Source organism: Streptomyces sp. CNQ085, assembly GCF_022614595.1.
GTDB lineage: Bacteria > Actinomycetota > Actinomycetes > Streptomycetales > Streptomycetaceae > Streptomyces.
In genome coordinates this window covers 31629-47274 of the sequence record NZ_JAJFAU010000014.1, presented here as the reverse complement: position 1 = coordinate 47274, position 15646 = coordinate 31629, and the positions used below count along the sequence as shown (strand labels likewise).

At 72.1% G+C, this 15646-nt stretch carries 17 protein-coding genes and 1 pseudogene; 10 read left to right on the top strand and 8 right to left on the bottom strand.

Going from position 1 to position 15646, the window contains the following annotated elements:
- Window positions 1-66: 66 nt before the first annotated feature.
- Window positions 67-195, bottom strand: coding sequence for a DUF397 domain-containing protein (locus tag LJ221_RS23255; protein ID WP_308314723.1), 129 nt, complete (start codon window positions 193-195; stop codon window positions 67-69).
- A complete protein-coding gene (locus tag LJ221_RS04930) occupies window positions 158-1069 on the bottom strand; it encodes a helix-turn-helix transcriptional regulator (protein ID WP_247719657.1) in 912 nt (303 codons plus the stop codon). The genes LJ221_RS23255 and LJ221_RS04930 overlap by 38 nt, the downstream gene beginning before the upstream one ends.
- A 176-nt stretch (window positions 1070-1245) precedes the next feature.
- On the opposite strand from LJ221_RS04930, the gene LJ221_RS04925 reads away from it, so the two are divergent.
- The 3 genes from LJ221_RS04925 to LJ221_RS04915 all read left to right on the top strand — a co-directional run bounded on the left by LJ221_RS04925 (window position 1246) and on the right by LJ221_RS04915 (window position 4075).
- Window positions 1246-1713 carry an ATP-binding protein gene (locus LJ221_RS04925; RefSeq protein WP_374228380.1) on the top strand — a complete coding sequence of 156 codons (468 nt, stop codon included), beginning with the start codon at window positions 1246-1248 and terminating at the stop codon, window positions 1711-1713.
- A 16-nt stretch (window positions 1714-1729) separates the two neighbouring features.
- Window positions 1730-2236 (top strand): GNAT family N-acetyltransferase, encoded by a 507-nt coding sequence (locus LJ221_RS04920; RefSeq protein ID WP_241714033.1) that lies wholly within the window; start codon window positions 1730-1732, stop codon window positions 2234-2236.
- A gap of 279 nt (window positions 2237-2515) precedes the next feature.
- Window positions 2516-4075 carry an RICIN domain-containing protein gene (locus tag LJ221_RS04915; protein WP_241714031.1) on the top strand — a complete coding sequence of 520 codons (1560 nt, stop codon included), beginning with the start codon at window positions 2516-2518 and terminating at the stop codon, window positions 4073-4075.
- A gap of 296 nt (window positions 4076-4371) precedes the next feature.
- Here the strand turns inward: LJ221_RS04915 and LJ221_RS04910 are convergent, their stop codons facing one another.
- A complete protein-coding gene (locus LJ221_RS04910; protein ID WP_241714029.1) occupies window positions 4372-4620 on the bottom strand; it encodes a hypothetical protein in 249 nt (82 codons plus the stop codon).
- A gap of 169 nt (window positions 4621-4789) precedes the next feature.
- Here LJ221_RS04910 and LJ221_RS04905 point away from each other — a divergent pair, with 169 nt between their 5' ends.
- Window positions 4790-5434, top strand: coding sequence for a CBS domain-containing protein (locus tag LJ221_RS04905; protein ID WP_241714028.1), 645 nt, complete (start codon window positions 4790-4792; stop codon window positions 5432-5434).
- A gap of 371 nt (window positions 5435-5805) precedes the next feature.
- Here the strand turns inward: LJ221_RS04905 and LJ221_RS04895 are convergent, their stop codons facing one another.
- On the bottom strand, window positions 5806-7278 hold the full coding sequence (locus LJ221_RS04895; protein ID WP_241714027.1) for a DNA translocase FtsK: 1473 nt from the start codon (window positions 7276-7278) through the stop codon (window positions 5806-5808).
- Window positions 7279-7646: 368 nt separating this feature from the next.
- Window positions 7647-8414, bottom strand: a complete 768-nt coding sequence (map, locus tag LJ221_RS04890) for a type I methionyl aminopeptidase (protein WP_241714026.1) — start codon at window positions 8412-8414, stop codon at window positions 7647-7649.
- 74 nt (window positions 8415-8488) lie between these two features.
- Between map and LJ221_RS04885 the strand changes: the two genes are divergently transcribed.
- From LJ221_RS04885 to LJ221_RS04860, 6 genes and pseudogenes are all read left to right on the top strand, one after another.
- On the top strand, window positions 8489-8764 hold the full coding sequence (locus LJ221_RS04885; protein ID WP_241714025.1) for a helix-turn-helix domain-containing protein: 276 nt from the start codon (window positions 8489-8491) through the stop codon (window positions 8762-8764).
- A gap of 486 nt (window positions 8765-9250) precedes the next feature.
- Window positions 9251-11718, top strand: a pseudogene (locus tag LJ221_RS04880) (glycoside hydrolase domain-containing protein).
- A 3-nt stretch (window positions 11719-11721) separates the two neighbouring features.
- Window positions 11722-12144, top strand: coding sequence for a hypothetical protein (locus LJ221_RS04875; RefSeq protein ID WP_241714024.1), 423 nt, complete (start codon window positions 11722-11724; stop codon window positions 12142-12144).
- Entirely contained in the window at window positions 12145-12810 is a 666-nt protein-coding gene (locus tag LJ221_RS04870) for a hypothetical protein (protein WP_241714023.1), read from the top strand.
- Window positions 12811-12825: 15 nt separating this feature from the next.
- Window positions 12826-12972: a respiratory nitrate reductase subunit gamma gene (locus tag LJ221_RS04865; RefSeq protein WP_374228379.1), complete on the top strand. Its 147-nt coding sequence runs from the start codon at window positions 12826-12828 to the stop codon at window positions 12970-12972.
- Window positions 12969-13343 carry a cupin domain-containing protein gene (locus tag LJ221_RS04860; protein ID WP_241714022.1) on the top strand — a complete coding sequence of 125 codons (375 nt, stop codon included), beginning with the start codon at window positions 12969-12971 and terminating at the stop codon, window positions 13341-13343. The genes LJ221_RS04865 and LJ221_RS04860 overlap by 4 nt, the downstream gene beginning before the upstream one ends.
- A gap of 102 nt (window positions 13344-13445) precedes the next feature.
- Here LJ221_RS04860 and LJ221_RS04855 read toward each other — a convergent pair whose 3' ends face one another.
- From LJ221_RS04855 to LJ221_RS04845, 3 genes are all read right to left on the bottom strand, one after another.
- The gene (locus tag LJ221_RS04855; RefSeq protein ID WP_241714020.1) at window positions 13446-13874 is read right to left on the bottom strand and encodes a pyridoxamine 5'-phosphate oxidase family protein; all 429 of its coding nucleotides are present in this window, start codon (window positions 13872-13874) and stop codon (window positions 13446-13448) included.
- A gap of 144 nt (window positions 13875-14018) precedes the next feature.
- Window positions 14019-14726: a response regulator transcription factor gene (locus LJ221_RS04850; protein WP_241714018.1), complete on the bottom strand. Its 708-nt coding sequence runs from the start codon at window positions 14724-14726 to the stop codon at window positions 14019-14021.
- A gap of 200 nt (window positions 14727-14926) precedes the next feature.
- The gene (locus LJ221_RS04845; RefSeq protein WP_241714058.1) at window positions 14927-15583 is read right to left on the bottom strand and encodes a CBS domain-containing protein; all 657 of its coding nucleotides are present in this window, start codon (window positions 15581-15583) and stop codon (window positions 14927-14929) included.
- Window positions 15584-15646 lie beyond the last annotated feature (63 nt).

Below are 15646 nucleotides of genomic sequence, written 5' to 3'. Positions count from 1 at the left end.
GCCGGACCCTCGTGGGCGAGGGTCCGGCGGGCCCGGGGAGCCGACGCACACCGGCCCCCGGATCGCTCAGGCGCGGCTGTCGGCCTTCAACTCGCTTATGAGGGAAGCCCAGGACGCCGACGGGAACGCCAGCACCGGCCCGTGCGAGACCTTGCTGTCACGAACGGGGACGATGCCGGGGAAGCCGTCGGCCACCTCCACGCAGTTGCCACCCTCCTGGTTGCTGTAGCTGCTCCTGCGCCACTCGGCGCCGCTGAGATCGGGACGGGACACTCGCTTCACGGTTGTCCTCCAGCGCGGATCGGATCATGTCGAGCGACATGAGCGGGGGCAGGGCTGCCGCCCGCAGCCGATCGTATGTCTCCCTGTGCGGCCTGACCTCCGCCGGTTCCTCGACGAGTTGGCCGTAGTCGGCGCCTTCCGTGTAGACCGTCTCCGAGCCGTCCGGCATCGTCAGCAGGGTCAGGGAACCGCCCAGCGCACCATGCTCGCCCTGGTCGAACGGCAGCACCTGCACGGTGATGTGACGCTCCTCGGCCGCTTCGAGGAGGCTCGCCAACTGGTCCCGCATGACGGCGCGGCCTCCGATCGGACGCCGCAGCACCGACTCGTCCAGGATCACCCACAGTTCGGGATGGCCCGGTGACCAGAGTCGTGCCTGCCGCCCGATCCGGGCCGCGACGCGTTCCTCCAACTGTTCCTTGCCGCTGAGCGTCCGGCCGACGCTCAGCAGGGCTCGCGCGTAGTCCTCGGTCTGGAGCAGGCCGGGCACCACATGCGCCGCGTACTCGCAGATGGACACCGCTCGTTCCGCGTACTCCATGAACCTGCGCGACCAGTCCGGGAACGTCTCGCGGTAGACGTACGGCCACAGGTCGACCAGCAGGTTGTCCGCTGCGAGGGCGTCGTCCAGTGTGCGCGCCAGTTCAAGTGTCGGTCTCGCTCCGGAGGCCCGCTCGACCTGGGTGATCCGGCTGGCGACCACATGCGCCTTCTCACCCAGTTCCGCCTGGGTCAGCCCGGCGGCGATACGGAGTCTGCGCACCCGCGAGCCGAACAGGGCCGCCATCGATGCCCCGGGATCAATATCCTTGGCCAAAACATCACTTCCGTTTCTTACGTGCTGGAAGGTAAGGCTTCATCCCCTTCCGAGCCTATGCTCGTCGGTCGATCCTGAAGCACGGAAAGTAATGATCCGCCTACGTTGCGGATCGAACGAGGAAGCGAAGGACGGCTTTCGTGCTGCTGACGACGACCACGCCCGACGAGGAACCGCAGCCGGGCGCGGCACACCCGGGCGACCCCGAACCCCTGCCGTTCACGCGGCGGTTCACGTCATCCGCCAAGGGGGCGCGGCTCGCCCGGAAGCTCGCCGTGCGGCGCATGGAGGAGTGGGGGTGGCCGACCGCGTCGGACACCTCGTGCACCGTCTCCCTGCTGGTCGGCGAGCTGGCCGCCAACGCGGTGCGGCACGGCCGCGTGCCCGGACGCGACTTCCGCCTCGCGCTCGAAATGCGAGGGGAGGTGATCCGCATCGAGGTCGCGGACGCCTCCCCGGTCCGGCCTCCGGCCGCCCCACCCTCACCATCCGCCGAGGAGGAGTCGGGGCGCGGCCTGCTCCTGGTGGACATTCTCGCCACCCGCTGGGGCGCGGTCCCGCGCGACCCCGTCGGCAAGACGGTCTGGGCGGAGGTGGCGGCCCCAGGCCGCTGAAAGGGAGAATGCGTCCGTGTACATCCGAGCCGTGCGCCTGGACGAACTGCCCCTCCTCCAGGACATCGAGAGGGCCGCCGGGCAGTGTTTCCGGGACATCGGCATGCCGGAGATCGCCGAGGACGAGCCGCTCCCGCTCGGTGAGCTCGCCCGCTACCACCGTGCCGGGCTGGCCTGGGCCGCGGTCAACGGTGCCGATGTCCCGGTCGCCTACCTGATCGCCGACCGTGTCGACGGCTGCCTCCACGTCGAGCAGGTCTCGGTGCACCCGGACAGCGCGCGTCGCGGTGTCGGCCGGTCGCTGCTGGAGCATCTGGCGGACCACGCCAGGAGCGAGGGGGTACCCGCCCTGACCCTCACCACGTTCACCCGGGTCCCCTGGAACGCCCCCTACTACGCGCGCTGTGGTTTCCGGGTCATGGACGACACCGGGCTCACTCCCGGCCTGCGGAGGATCCGCGAGAGCGAGGCGGCCCACGGTCTGGACCGGTGGTCGCGGGTCTGCATGCGCCGGGCACTGTGACACCACGGGGACGCCGTCGCGGTCTGTTCAGGCGCTCGCCGTCCCGAGCGTGCGCCGGGCGCACGGGCGCACTCCGGAACCGCCGACTGTGACCCCGTGCGCCCCTGGTGGACCGTACGGTGCTGAGCCCACGATGGCTCGTGGTTCGGACGCTCCGTCACCCGACGAGGCGTCACAAGTGACACAGGCAAATGACGCGAGCGTGAGGCCGGGGCGACCCGGCCTCACCCATGCCCGGGCCCGCCGACCGGCGGACCCGCGCCCTCCGGAAGGACATCCATGTTACGCCGGTCCACCGTCACGCTCCGCCTGCTGGTGCCGATGGCACTCGCCGCGGGCGTCATCGTGCCCCTCTCGGCGGGCAGCGCCTCCGCCGCGCAGCCGATATGCATGAGCGGCAACCTCCAGTTCGACTACCAGTCCGCCGAGGCGGGCACCCACAAGCCGACCCTGACCCGGGCCGCCCGCAACGCCTCGGTCGAGCTCTGGGGCCGGGAGAGGCCGACCGACCCCATCCAGAAGCTGAACACCGGAACCAAGCTGACCGGTGGGGCCGACGGCTCGTTCAACCTCTGCCACACCCCGGTCAACACCGTCTCGATGGACCGCCTGTACGTGCGTTTCGCCACCCGCAACAACCAGGTGTGGCGGGTCGCCAACGCCTCCGGCACGGTCTACACCCACGCCACGCCGATGCAGTCGAACGTGACGGCGAGCGTCAACCTGGGCACCGTCAAGCCCACCACGGCGAGCCGCGCCTGGCACGCCTTCGACACCGTCAACCTGCTCTGGTCGCGCCGTGTCAACTCCACCACCCCGTGCTGGACGACCGCCGAGACGAACGCCGCGACCTGCACCACGCTGACGCTGCGCTGGCAGGCCGGGTCCTCCAGCGGACCGTGGTACGACCTGTCGAACACCGTGCACCTGGCCGACGCCGACCCGGACTCCGAGCACACCGTGCTGCACGAGGCGGGCCACTTCTTCCAGCACCGGCTGTACAACGGCACGTTCCCGAACGTCACCAACTGCAACCCGCACTACATCGAGAAGGCGTCGTCCGCCACCTGCGCCTGGACCGAGGGCTTCGCCGACGCCGTGGCCGCCTACCTGCTCGGCGACGAGCGCTACGTGTGGCCGAACGGGGCGTCCTACCCGTTCACCCACGCCGCGGGCTGGCAGACCGGTGACCATGTGCAGGGCAACGTGGGCGGCTCGCTGCTCCGGCTGTGGAACCAGGTGGACGGCAGCTGGGACCGCTCCATCACCACCCTGGCCTCGCACACGCCCTCGACGTTCGCCGACTGGTTCAAGAACGTCCGCCCGACGGCCGTGCCGCCGCTGTCCACCACCGGCGCCGCGCTGGAGGCGCTGGACGCGTACGCCGTCAACTACGGCCCCACGGTGGTGGGCGACAACGCCTACCACGCGCTCAGCAACGGCGGCGGAGTCGCCCTGCAGCGCGGCGGGACCTGCAGCGGCGGCATCCCGTCGATGGCCGAGTTCGCCGCCCTGGACACCTCTCGGGCCTCGCAGCGCTGGAAGTTCACCGCCAACGGCGACGGCACCGCGCGGATCTACGACAGCTGCCTGATCCCGCTCTACCTGACCGCACCGACCACCGCCGGTGGCCAGGTCTCCCTGCAGCCCCTCTACCTCGGTACCTCCAACCAGCGCTGGCAGGTGACCCAGAACGCCGTCGGCACCTACACCCTGACCAACCCGGCCACCGGCTTCGTCCTGGACGGCAACGCGACCGCGGGCCAGGCGGTCACCGCCAACACCGCTTCGGCCGGCTCGAACAGCCAGAACTGGGCGTCGGTGTTCTCCATCTCCTGATCGAGCTCCTGATCGGGGCCGCACGGTCACGGGACACTCCTCTTCCCAGCCGCTCCCGTGTCCCGGGGAGATCCGGAACAATCCTCGGACACGGGACCGGCAGCCGTTGACCCCACCGGCTCCCGTGCCGCCGCCGACGGCCCGCTGCGGGCCGTCGGCGTGCGGTGTCCCGCACACCGCGGGAGCGGTGGAGCGCCGAACGGCACGAGGCCGGTGACCCCCTCGGCCGATGACCGGGAAGCATTCGGACGGACGGACGGCGCCGGGCGCCGGAAGACGGTCCCGGCGCCCGTGTCTCAGCCGGGGCGCCCGGCCATGACCACCACGCCCGGGCCGGTCCGCTCCTCGGCGGGGAGGCGGAGCTCGGCGACCGGACGCAGGCCGGCCCGCTCGATCAGCTCCACCGACGCCTTGAGCCAGGGATGGGTGCGGATGTCACCGCATCCCGTCGTCCGGAGTGTGTGAACGTGGTTGTCGGCCACCCGGTCGTAGGACCCACGGACCGCGTCGAGACCGGCCGGGCGGTCGATGGGGTGTAAACGCACCGGCCAACGATAGGACAGCGGCCCTGGTCGCGGGACCACCGGCCTTCCCGCCGGGCTGAACGGCACTGGCCGCCGGAGCGGCGCGGTGCTGTCATGGGTAGGAAGGACGGCGCGTACGGGCCGGTGAGGGCGCGGCGGCCGGCGCCGTGAAGCGGAGGAGGCCGATGCCATGCTGTACCGCCACACGGTCGGTGACGTGATGACCGAGGACGTGGTCACCTTCCGCCCCGACACACCGCTGCCGGAGGCCGCCGCCCTGCTGGACGCCAACGACATCGTCGCGGCCCCGGTCATCGACGACGACGGCGCCCCCGTCGGCGTCGTCTCCGCCTCCGACGTGCTGCGGCACGAGACCGGCATGCCCGATCCGCAGGGCCAGGACGGGGACGACGAGCGTCCCTGGGGCAAGGCCCGGGCCCGGACCGCGGGCACGCTCATGAGCAGCCCCGTCTTCACCGCCCGCGCCGACTGGACGATCCCCCGGGTCGCGCGGGAACTGCGCAGGCGGCACGTCAAGCAGCTGCCGGTGGTCGACGAGGACGGGCTCCTGGCCGGCATCGTCACCCGCAGCGATCTGCTCGACGTCTTCGTCCGCTCCGACGCCGAGATCCGCGAAGAGGTAGAGCAGGACGTTCTGGGGGGCATCCTCGACCTGGACGAGGACGCCGTCGCGGTCGAGGTCCGGGAAGGGACCGTCATCCTCCGTGGAGATGTGCCGGAAGCGCGCCTGGTTCCGGTGGTCGTGGGCCTGTGCCAGGGCATCGACGGCGTCGTCGCGGTGGACGCCCGCCTCGCCGCCGCCCGCGCGGACTGAGCTCCGCACCCCGGCGGTCGCCCCGGCCCCGCTCTCGTTCACCAGCCGCTGCCTCGCCTGGTCGGCGGTGAGGCCGGGGTCGCGCTGCATGGCCCGGAGCTGGCCGGGCGGTACGGACGACAGGGCGGACGCGGCGGGACCGGCCGTCGCGGTGCCCGGCAGCAGTCCGGTCAGGGCGAGTGCGCCGGCCGCACACGCGCCTGCGGCGCGCCTGTGGAGCAATGTGGTTCTCCTCCGGTTCCGTCGGGGTGACCGGAACCGGAGACGCGGAAGCGGGGGGGGAGGAGCTGTCGATTCTCCTCCCCCACCGCGTTATGGAAGCCGCCGTACCTCTTGTGGCCTGCGGTTTCCATCGCGCCGCCGCATCCGGCTCAGCGCTTGCCCACCGGGGTGAGGTGCTCCAGGGAGGTGGTCAGGGCCTTGCGCCGCCCGTTCTTGGCCGGAGCCGAGACCACTTCGAGCCGCTCAAGGGCGTCGAGGGCGCGCCGGGCGGCCGTACGGGAGAGGGAGAAACGCTGCTGCACGTAGACCATGCTGGCGTTCTGCTCGGTGACGACGGCCTGCGCGATCTCGCGGAGCGTCTCGGTGTCCATCCCGGCGGCCTCCGCCTGCCGGGCGAGCGGGCCGTCGGCGGGTTCGGCCGCCTCCTGCTCGGGCTCGGCGGGCTTCTCGGAGGCTTCGGTCTCCTCGGCCGCCGGGGCCGCCTGCTTCACGACGCGCGCGGCGGGCGCCTCGGAGGTCCTGTCCGCGGTCCGCCCGGGTTCAGTGGAGGGCTCCACGGCGGTGGGCGCGGGCGGTGCGGTCTCGCCGGCGCTCCCGGCGGTACGCTCCGGCTCCGGCTCCGGCTCCGGCTCCGGCTCCGGTGCGAGGGGCGCCGTGTCCTCGGCCGTGTTCTCGGTCCCGGGGGCGGCGGGCGCCTCGGCGGGCTCGGGGGAACCGTTCCCGACGGATGCCTCCGTGTCCCCGGCATCCTCCGTCCCCCCCACGGCCTCCTCGGTGGCCGGTGCGGCCTTCTCCGCCCGGGGAGCGGGGATCTCGGCAGGGGCCTCGGCCTCCGGGGCGGGCTTCTCGGTCTCCTCCACGGGGGAGGCGGACTCCTCGGCGCGGGACTCCGGCGTCTCGGGTGCCCTGGTCTCCGGCGTCGGGAAGCCGTCGTCCCTGGCCTCCGGTTCCCGGAAGTCCCGCTCGGGCTCGGGCGTGCGGGGAGCCGCGTCCCGGCTCTCCTCCCGGTCCGGCCGGTCCGGCTGCGGGGCGGAGTCGGCAGGATCGGAGATGAACAGACCGCCGGCCGAGAGCCGTTCCGGGGCGGTTTCCTCCAGGGAGACCGTCTCCACCCGGACGGAACCGGAGACACTCCCCTTGCTCTCCTCGCCGTGGACCGCGTCCTGCCGCCGCTCGGCCGTCGGCTCGGCCCGCGGCTCCGGCTCGGCGTGGGCGACGACCGCCTCCTCCGTCTCCTCGGCCCCGCGCTGCTCGGTGGTCCGCTCACCGGCCGCCGCGCGTGCGGCCCCGCGCCCGTCAGCCTGGTCGCGGCGGTTCAGCAGGACGCCGGCTCCCGCCGCGACGAGGACGACGACACCGCCCGTCAGGAGCGGTACTGAGCCGAGAACGGCACCCAGCGCGAGGAGGAGCAGGCCGACCAGCCCCAGGGCCGTGGCCAGAGGCGCGGCCGTCCTCGTACGGTTCTCCTCGGCGGGACGCGGAGCGTCCTCCCGCGGGACCGGAGCCTCCGCGGCGGTCCGGCCCGCTCCTCGGCAGCTTCGGCCTTCGCTCTCGTGGTGGCCGATGACCTCGTCGGTCACCGGCGCCCGCTGCTCGCAGACCGGGCATGTATCGCGACGCATTCAGCCCCCTTGTGGCACTCTCCCAGGACGACGGACTGTAGCGGACCGGGGGATGACAACGTGGGGGTGGTACCGGCACTCCGTATCCGTCCAGGTGTACGCCCCGGCCAGCGGCCCGTCGGCCACCGCACAACTCCGTTCTGTGACGGGACCCTTGACGGCGGGGCCGGGTGGACCGCCGTGACGCCGACCGTACGCCCCGGCGTGTCTCACGAGATCGTCTCATCCGACTGTCGTCAGACCGCCGTCGGGGAAGTCGCCCCGAACCCTGGGTGATGCGCCAGCCACCGGGTGTGACTCGCTGCGGGTGGCGGCCTCGGCGCACGACTCGCGGCCGTCGTACGGCCGCGGCGGACCGTGCTCTCCGGTCAGGGCAGGGTGAGCACGCGCGGGCCCTCGTCGGTGATCGCGACGGTGTGCTCGATGTGGGCGGCCCGGCTGCCGTCGGTGGTGCGCAGCGTCCAGCCGTCGGCGTCGGCGTGGTAGAGGTCGCTCCCGCCCGCCATCAGCATCGGCTCGATGGCGAGGACCAGCCCGTGCCGCAGGGGGAAACCGCGCCCGGGGCGGCCGCGGTTGGGCACGTGGGGGTCCTCGTGCATGCGGCGGCCGATGCCGTGGCCGCCGAAGTCCCGCGGCATGCCGCAGCGGGCCGCCTCGGCGACGGCGCCGATGGCGTGCGAGATGTCGCCGATCCGGTTTCCGGCCGTGGCCGCCGCGATGCCCGCGTCGAGCGCCTCCCCGGTGGCCTTGACCAGTTCCAGGTCGGCGGGCCGGGGGGTGCCCACGATGAAGCTGACGGCCGCGTCACCGGTCCAGCCGTCGAGTTCCGCGCCGCAGTCGACGCTGACCAGGTCGCCGTCGCGCAGCCGGTAGTCGCCGGGGATGCCGTGCACGACCGCGTCGTTGACGGAGACGCAGACCACCGCCGGGAACGGGGTGGGCGCGAAGGAGGGCTGGTAGCCGAGGAAGGGGGAGCGCGCTCCCGCCTCGGTCAGGACGGCACGGGCCGCCTCGTCCAGCTCCCGTAGGGACACGCCGATGCCCGCCGCGTCCCGGGCGGCCGCCAGGGCCCGGGCCACGACGCGCCCGGCCTCCCGCATGGCCTCCAGCGCCGCGTCGGTCTTGATCTCCACCATGCTCCACCACTCCCTGTTCACGGCGCGCCGACCCGACGCGACCCAATTCTTATACCGGTATTAGTATCACAGGCATGGTGAGGACTCCTCTGACCCCGTGGGAGCGGCAGCGCGGGGAACGGCTCGGCGCGCTGCTGCGCGAAGCGCGCGGCGGGCGCAGCATGGTCGAGGTCGCCGCGGCGGCCGGAGTGTCGGCGGAGACGCTGCGCAAGATCGAGACCGGACGGGCGCCGACCCCGGCGTTCTTCACGGTGGCGGCCCTGGCGGCCGTACTGGACCTCCCCCTGGACGGCCTGGCCGCCGCCTGTGTCCGGGACGACGACGAGGACCGGCGCGCGATGTCGGCGTAACGCCTTCCGCTCCCGCTCGGGCCGGAGCGGCGAGCGGACGATCTACCGGTGATGGCCCTTCGAAGGGCGCGGTGCTTTTCGGGGCGATCCTCGTGCGCGGCTTCGGGAACGCCGAGGAGCCGGCGCCGCTGCCCGACACCGGCGCCCTGGAGGCGGACCCGCGCACCGTCCTGCGGGCCACCGCACCGGAACTCGCCGGCCCCCGAGGTGGACCGGTCGCCGCGGGCGGCCACGGCCCGTCCCGGCCGGCCACGCGGGGTCCCGGCCACCGGCCACCGCTTTGCCCGGTACCCGATGACGCCCCCACTCCTCGGGCAGGGCACACGGAACGTACGGCCGGTCCCCGTGGGCCCGCGGAGAGATGGCGGAGAGAGCGGCGGACTACGGTTCCCACGCGGCGCATCCGCATTTGTCCCGCCGGCAGCGGCGCGAACCAGGCGGCCGTCCAACCTCCGGCTCCGCACACGCGACAGGAAGGCTCCGGGCATGGCCGACGAGAAGGTTCTGGAGGCCCAGCGATGGGTCAACGCCACCTATGGCGGAGTGAGCGGTTACGTTCGTTGTCCCGAGGATGGCAGGACCGGCTGGTCCACCATGTACTTGCTGGTGATGGGACTCCAGCACGAACTCGGGATATCCCCGGTCGTCGCCAGCTTCGGGCCGACCACCGTGGCGCGGTTCGAGGCGCTGGGCGAGATCGGCTTCGGATGGGACCAGAACCGGAACATCGTCGCCATCCTCCAGCACGGCCTGTTCTGCAAGGGCTACTGGGGCGTCGAACCCAGCAGCCACGGCTGGTACACCGGTGTCACGCGGGAAGCGGTCAAGAGTCTGCGCTCCAACATGGGCATCTCCGAGGGCGAGGGCACGGTCAATGCCAAGATCGCCAGGTGCATCCTCAACATGGACGCCTACGTGGTCGTGGCCGGCGGCACGGAGAAGATCCGCGACATCCAGCGGTGGCTCAACGGCCGCTACTGGCAGAGGGACGCCTACAACATCGGCCCCGCCGACGGCCTGTACTCCCGTGATGTGCAGAAGTCGCTGATGATCGGCCTGCAGTACGAGCTGGGCGTCGGGGCCCCGAACGGCAACTTCGGCCCCGGCACCCAGGCGGGACTGCGGTCCCATCCGTGCGGCACGGCGACTCCGGCATCTTCGTGGAACTCTTCACCGCCGCCTGCGTCTTCAACGAGCCGGTGATCCTGCGCGGCCTGGACGACTCGGAGGTCCGCACCACCCGCAAGGAGGACTTCGACGACAAGACGAAGGAATTCGTCGAGATCTTCCAGGAGTTCTCCCAGCTCTACCGCAGTACTGACGCCAACTACGGCGTGGGCGACTACGACACCTGGGCGCAGCTGCTGGTGTCCATGGGAAACCCGGACCGCGAGGCCACCGGCTCGGACACCCGGTTCGAGATCACCGCTTCCCGGGCCGACTGGCTGCGCGGCAACGGCTACCGCCTGGTGGGCCGGTACCTGTACGACCCGCCGGGCTCCACCCTCGACAAGGAGATCAAGCCGGGGGAGCTGCAGACCATCTTCGACGCGGGCCTGCGTGTCTTCCCCATCTACCAGGACAACGCCCGGCGACTCTCCGACTTCACCTACAGTCAGGGCTACCAGCACGCGCTCAACGCCCACGACCTGGCCACCCAGTACGGTTTCAACCGGGGCACCACCATCTACTTCGCGGTCGACTACGACGCCCAGCAGTGGGAGATCGACGGTCACCCGGAGGGCATCGTCACCTACTTCAACGGGGTGGTGGCCGGTCTGGCGAGCCGGGGTAAGAAGTACTTCCACGGTGTCTACGGCTCCCGCAACGTGTGCATCAACGTCACCAGGAGGACCGGAGCCCGTTTCTCCTTCGTCTCCGGCATGTCCTGGGGCTTCTCCGGGAACCTCGGCTACCCGCTGCCCGCGAACTGGGCGATGAACCAGATCAAGGAGTTCAAGGTCGTCAACGGCTCCGACACCTTCGACCTGGACCGGGATGTATGGCGCACCGGCACCGAGCCCGGTGTGCGGTCGGTGAACGACTCCGCCGGCCCCGCCGACACATTCATCGCCTATGTGTCCCGGCTCTACAACCACGCCGTCGCGTACAAGGCCGAGAACGGCGTCGGCACGAACGCCAGCCGGCTGGTGATGGAGTACATCCGGCACGAGAAGTACAACGGCATCGCCTGGTGGTGGCTGGCCAACAGCTACGACGGCGACTTCGTGGAGTACTGCAACAGCCGGGGGGAGTCGGTCCAGGAGTCGTTCACCGACCCGATCACCGGCTACGACCTCGACGCCACCCACATGATGGCCACCGCCAACGGCTTCCTGGAGAACTCCGACCCCGGTGACAAGGGGACCGCGACCGGTGGTGACGTGGCCGGCTGGGGCGGCGACATCATGACCTTCTGGGCGGACTGGCGGAACTCCGAGGAGGAGTACGCCTCCCCCCGCGCCTTCTGCGAGGCCAAACTGGCCGTGCCCGGCACCGTCTCCAGCTTCGGCTTCACCGACATGGTCGAGGACGCCGACGGGTACCTGCTGGCGAAGCACGTCGCGGGCGGCGGGACCGTCGTCGGCTGGATGAACGACCACTACGAGAACGGGGGCGGGCTGACCCGCTTCCGGGACCACTTCGACCGGCGCTTCCAGACCACCGCCAAGGCCCGCTCGGCGTGCCGGGACATCCTGCTCGGCGGGGACGACGTCACCATCGACCTCGCTCTCCTCAAACTCATCACGGGCGCCGGTGCCGCGCTGCCGGGCGACTACATCCTCCTGCCGGGAGGCGGGGACAAGTTCGACTCCTTCTGCCAGGGGTTCGCCGACCGCCAGCTCAGCCTGATCGGCCTGGAGAACAGCCTGGCCGGCCGGTACCGGCAGAACCTGAAGACCTTCCGTGAGCAGGCCGCTGCCCGAGGCGACGCGAAGGGCGTGCAGAGTTGACCCATGGGTTTGCTCCTCGTACTGCTGATATTCGTGGTGCCGGCCGGTCCGGGACTGTGGTTCTGGGGCCGGTCGCTGGCCGGCGGGCGGTGGCGGCGCAGCGCCGGCTGGTTCGCCGGAACGGCCGTGCTGCTCCTGCTGGGCACCGGGATCACCTATCTCGTCGGCTCCATGGCCGGAGCGTCGCTGGATCCGGAGGAGGCGTGTCACGCCGCCGGCCAGACCTATGACCGGGCCTACCGCAGGGCTCACTTCGAAGAGAACACACAGTGGTTCCCGCTGCACGACAGATGCCACGCGGACTACGACCTGGTGCCGGGCTGGGTGAATCCGGTACTGGTCGTCCTGCCCGTCCTGGCCGTCGCCTGCCTGGCGTACGCCGTACGGCTGGCTGTCATCCATCGACGCACCGAGAAGGGCACTTGAGTGAACGAGTTGACCAGACGCCGCGTACTGGGCGCAGGGGCAGTGCTGGCCGGAGCCGTCGCCCTCGGGTCACCGGGCACGGCGCCACCCGCCGCGGCGGCCGCGCCGGGGGGCGCATGGACCGCGCGCCGGTCCGCCAACGGCTGGGAGATCCTGGGGGAGGCCGTGTCGTACGGCATCGAGGGCAGCGGACGGTCCGTCCGCCTCGCGGACGGCGACGCCGCGACGATCCTGCTGCACGTCGCCCGCCGCTTCCACTACGAGATCGACCAGCTCCGGGAGGGCGACGTGCGCGGGCACCGCACCTCCCCCAGGATCCGGGAGCCGTACGAGTCGAACTACCTGTCCGGCACGGCGATCGAGATCAGGCCGAGGGCCTATCCGATCGGCGCCGAGAACGGTTTCTACCCGCTGGAACTCGTGGTGATCCGTGACATCCTCGCCGAACTCGACGGTGTGGTGGCATGGGGCGGAGACTTCAGGACGCCCAAGGAATCCCACTTCGAGATCGCCCTCGGACCCGGCCATCCGAAGGTCGGGGGCATCGCCCGCGAGATCGCCGGCTGGAACACCGGCCCGGGCGACGAGGGAGCCGGAGCGACCGACGCCTTCGATGCCGAACGACGCCGGCACGCCCGCGCCTTCGCCCGCCGCACCGCGGCCTGACCCGCACCACCGGCCCTGCTCGCCGTCCGGCCCTTCACCCGGCCGGCGCACATGCCGACCGCTCCGCCGGGGTACCTCACCCGTCCGTACATCGTCTACCGCGACCGGGACGCGCAGCTGGGCTCGCGTGCTCCCCGGCGCGGATGGGAGAGTGCCCGATGATCACTCCGCAAGGCGGTCCCGAGCCGGAGCACGAGGAGTACCCCGCCGGAGAGGTGGCGGGGCTGAAGGCCCAGGGGGAGTGGCTGCTGGCCGAGGCGGGAGCGGCCGATTCCGGGCGGAGGGCGCAGACCGTCGTCAAGGTCCCCGGACTCAGTGTGACCCTGATGGCACTGGCCGCCGGCCACGGGCTGGCCGAGCACCAGGCGCCGGGGGCCGCGACACTGCTGTGCCTGACCGGCCGGGTGACGCTGAACACCGTCGAGCGGGAGTGGGAACTCGGCCCGGAGGACCTCATCGCCATCCCCGCGGAGCGCCACCGGCTGACCGCCGACACCGACGCCCTGGTGCTGCTCACCGTCCGGCTGGACTGACGCCGCCGGGCGACCGGGCGGGGCCGGACGGGAGGAAGGACAGGCCCCGGCCGGGGAGGCCGGGGTGTCCGGGCAGGGGCGCCCGCGCGGGGGCGAAAGGGTTCAGACGGTCCCGGCGGGCGAGACGTCCTCCAGCACCCGGCCGGTCACCAGCTCGGCCTCGATCCGTAGATGCGCCCCGTCCCCGACCGGAGCCCAGGCCAGCGGTCCGGACCGGCCCAGCCGCTCTGCCTCGCCCGGGTCGTTCACCAGCGAGGCGCGCCCGGTGACCACCACGCTCCAGCCGGAGCGCGTCGCCTCGTCGAACCGGTCCGCCTCGAAGGCGACCACACTGCCGTCCACCGCGCGGGCCATCCGGGACGCGCCGGAGGTGCGCAGGACCACCGCCTGATCGCGGTCCAGCAGGAAGTTGACGGGGAGGACGGCGGGCAGCGCGTTCTCGGTGTAGACGATGCGTCCCAGGGGGACCTGCGCCAGCAGGTCCAGGCATTCCCGCCGGTCGAGTTCGCGGAGGCCGTCGTGTCGGTGCATGCCCTCATGGTGCGCGTGCGACCCGGGCGGGAATAGGGCCGGTCGGCCCCGTCCGGGACGGAAACGGGCGGGATCCGCACCGCTGCACGGCCCCGCCCCGGTATGCCGGACACCACCCGCTCGCGCGGGTCCCGCCGCCCGCGCTCAGCGCGGCTGCCCTCCCGGGGAGTGCGGGGCGGTCCGGGTGGCGAGGACGGCGGCCTGGACGCGCCGCTCCACCCCCAGCTTGGCCAGCAGCCGGGAGATGTTGTTCTTGACCGTCTTCTCCGACAGGTACAGCTGCCGGCCGATCTGCCGGTTGGTCATTCCCTCGCCGATCAGGGCCAGGATGTCGCGCTCGCGGGGCGTCAGCGAGGCCAGCGCGGCGTCCTGCGGCCCCTCGGCGGGCTCCTCGGTGTCCTGCACCCGCAGACTGTTCATCAGCCGGGCCGTGGTCGCCGGGTCCAGCATGGACTGCCCGGAGGCGACGGTGCGTACGGCGGCGATCAGGTCCGAACCCCTGATCTGCTTGAGGACGTAGCCGGCGGCGCCGGCCATGATCGCGTCCAGCAGCGCGTCGTCGTCGTCGAACGAGGTCAGCATCAGACAGGCCAGTTCCGGCATCCGCGAGCGCAGCTCACGGCAGACGGCGATGCCGTTGCCGTCGGGCAGGCGCACGTCCAGCACGGCCACGTGCGGGCGCAGGGCCGGGCCGCGGGAGAGGGCCTGCTCGGCCGTGCCGGCCTCGCCGACCACCTCGATGCCGGGCTCGGCGTCCAGCATGTCGTGCACGCCGCGCCGTACGACCTCGTGGTCGTCGAGGAGGAACACCCGGATCGGGTCCTGTGGGGAGAACTGCTGGGCCTGGGTCATAGGGATCCTTCACGCTGTCGGACAGGGGGAACGCACCCCGTTCCATGATCCTGCCCCGGCCCGTCCGCCCGGCACCAGGGCCCATCGGCCCCGCCGCCCGTACGCGCGGGGACCGCGGCCGGCCGCTCGCGGCGCGCCGGCCCCGTACGTCGCCTGTGTCGCCGACGGCCGCCGGTGACCTGCCGGCGGCAGCCGGCAGGTCACTCGGGCCGCTCCAGGTCGAACCCGACATCCACCACCCCCTCCACCGACCGCGCCATCCGGGCGGCCACCGGGACCAGGGTGGTGTCGCGGATCTCGCCGGTGAAGGTCACCACGCCGTCCGCCACCCGCACCCCCGCCCCCCGGCCACCGCCGGGGAAGAGGAGTTCGACGACCTCCTGGCGCACCTGCCGGGCGATGTCCTCGTCCGGGCGCAGGAAGACCTTCAGCAGGTCCCCGCGGCTGACGACGCCGACCAGCAGGCCGTCCGCGTCGGTCACGGGCAGGCGCTTGACGCGCCGGCGTGCCATGATCCGCGCCGCCTCGGCCAGGGTGGCGCGGGCGTGGACGCACACCGCCGGCGACGTCATCAGCTCGCCCGCGGTCACCGCCCCCACCCGGGCCAGCTCCTCCGGGCGCCGGAACTGCTCCACGCGGCTGGGGCCGCCGTCCCGGAACTCCTCCTTGGGCAGCAGATCCGCCTCGGAGACGACGCCGACGACTCGGCCCTCGCCCTCCAGCACCGGCAGAGCACTGACCTTCCACTGCTCCATGGTCACCACGATCTGCTTGAACGGGGCGTCCCGTCCGATGGAGACGACGGTCTGGCTCATCACGTCGCCGACGGTGTGCGGAACGTGCGGCGCGCCGTCCATGCCGTCCATGGCCTCCTCCTCGAACTCCTCGGAATGTCCGCCGTGACACGCGCCGGCACCATC

Coding starts and splice junctions, on each gene's coding strand:
- LJ221_RS04930 (WP_247719657.1), bottom strand. CDS start 1,069: ATGGCGGCCCTGTTCGGCTCGCGGGTGCGCAGACTCCGTATCGCCGCC.
- LJ221_RS04915 (WP_241714031.1), top strand. CDS start 2,516: ATGTTACGCCGGTCCACCGTCACGCTCCGCCTGCTGGTGCCGATGGCA.
- LJ221_RS04905 (WP_241714028.1), top strand. CDS start 4,790: ATGCTGTACCGCCACACGGTCGGTGACGTGATGACCGAGGACGTGGTC.
- LJ221_RS04895 (WP_241714027.1), bottom strand. CDS start 7,278: ATGCGTCGCGATACATGCCCGGTCTGCGAGCAGCGGGCGCCGGTGACC.
- map (WP_241714026.1), bottom strand. CDS start 8,414: ATGGTGGAGATCAAGACCGACGCGGCGCTGGAGGCCATGCGGGAGGCC.
- LJ221_RS04885 (WP_241714025.1), top strand. CDS start 8,489: ATGGTGAGGACTCCTCTGACCCCGTGGGAGCGGCAGCGCGGGGAACGG.
- LJ221_RS04875 (WP_241714024.1), top strand. CDS start 11,722: ATGGGTTTGCTCCTCGTACTGCTGATATTCGTGGTGCCGGCCGGTCCG.
- LJ221_RS04860 (WP_241714022.1), top strand. CDS start 12,969: ATGATCACTCCGCAAGGCGGTCCCGAGCCGGAGCACGAGGAGTACCCC.
- LJ221_RS04855 (WP_241714020.1), bottom strand. CDS start 13,874: ATGCACCGACACGACGGCCTCCGCGAACTCGACCGGCGGGAATGCCTG.
- LJ221_RS04850 (WP_241714018.1), bottom strand. CDS start 14,726: ATGACCCAGGCCCAGCAGTTCTCCCCACAGGACCCGATCCGGGTGTTC.
- LJ221_RS04845 (WP_241714058.1), bottom strand. CDS start 15,583: ATGGACGGCGCGCCGCACGTTCCGCACACCGTCGGCGACGTGATGAGC.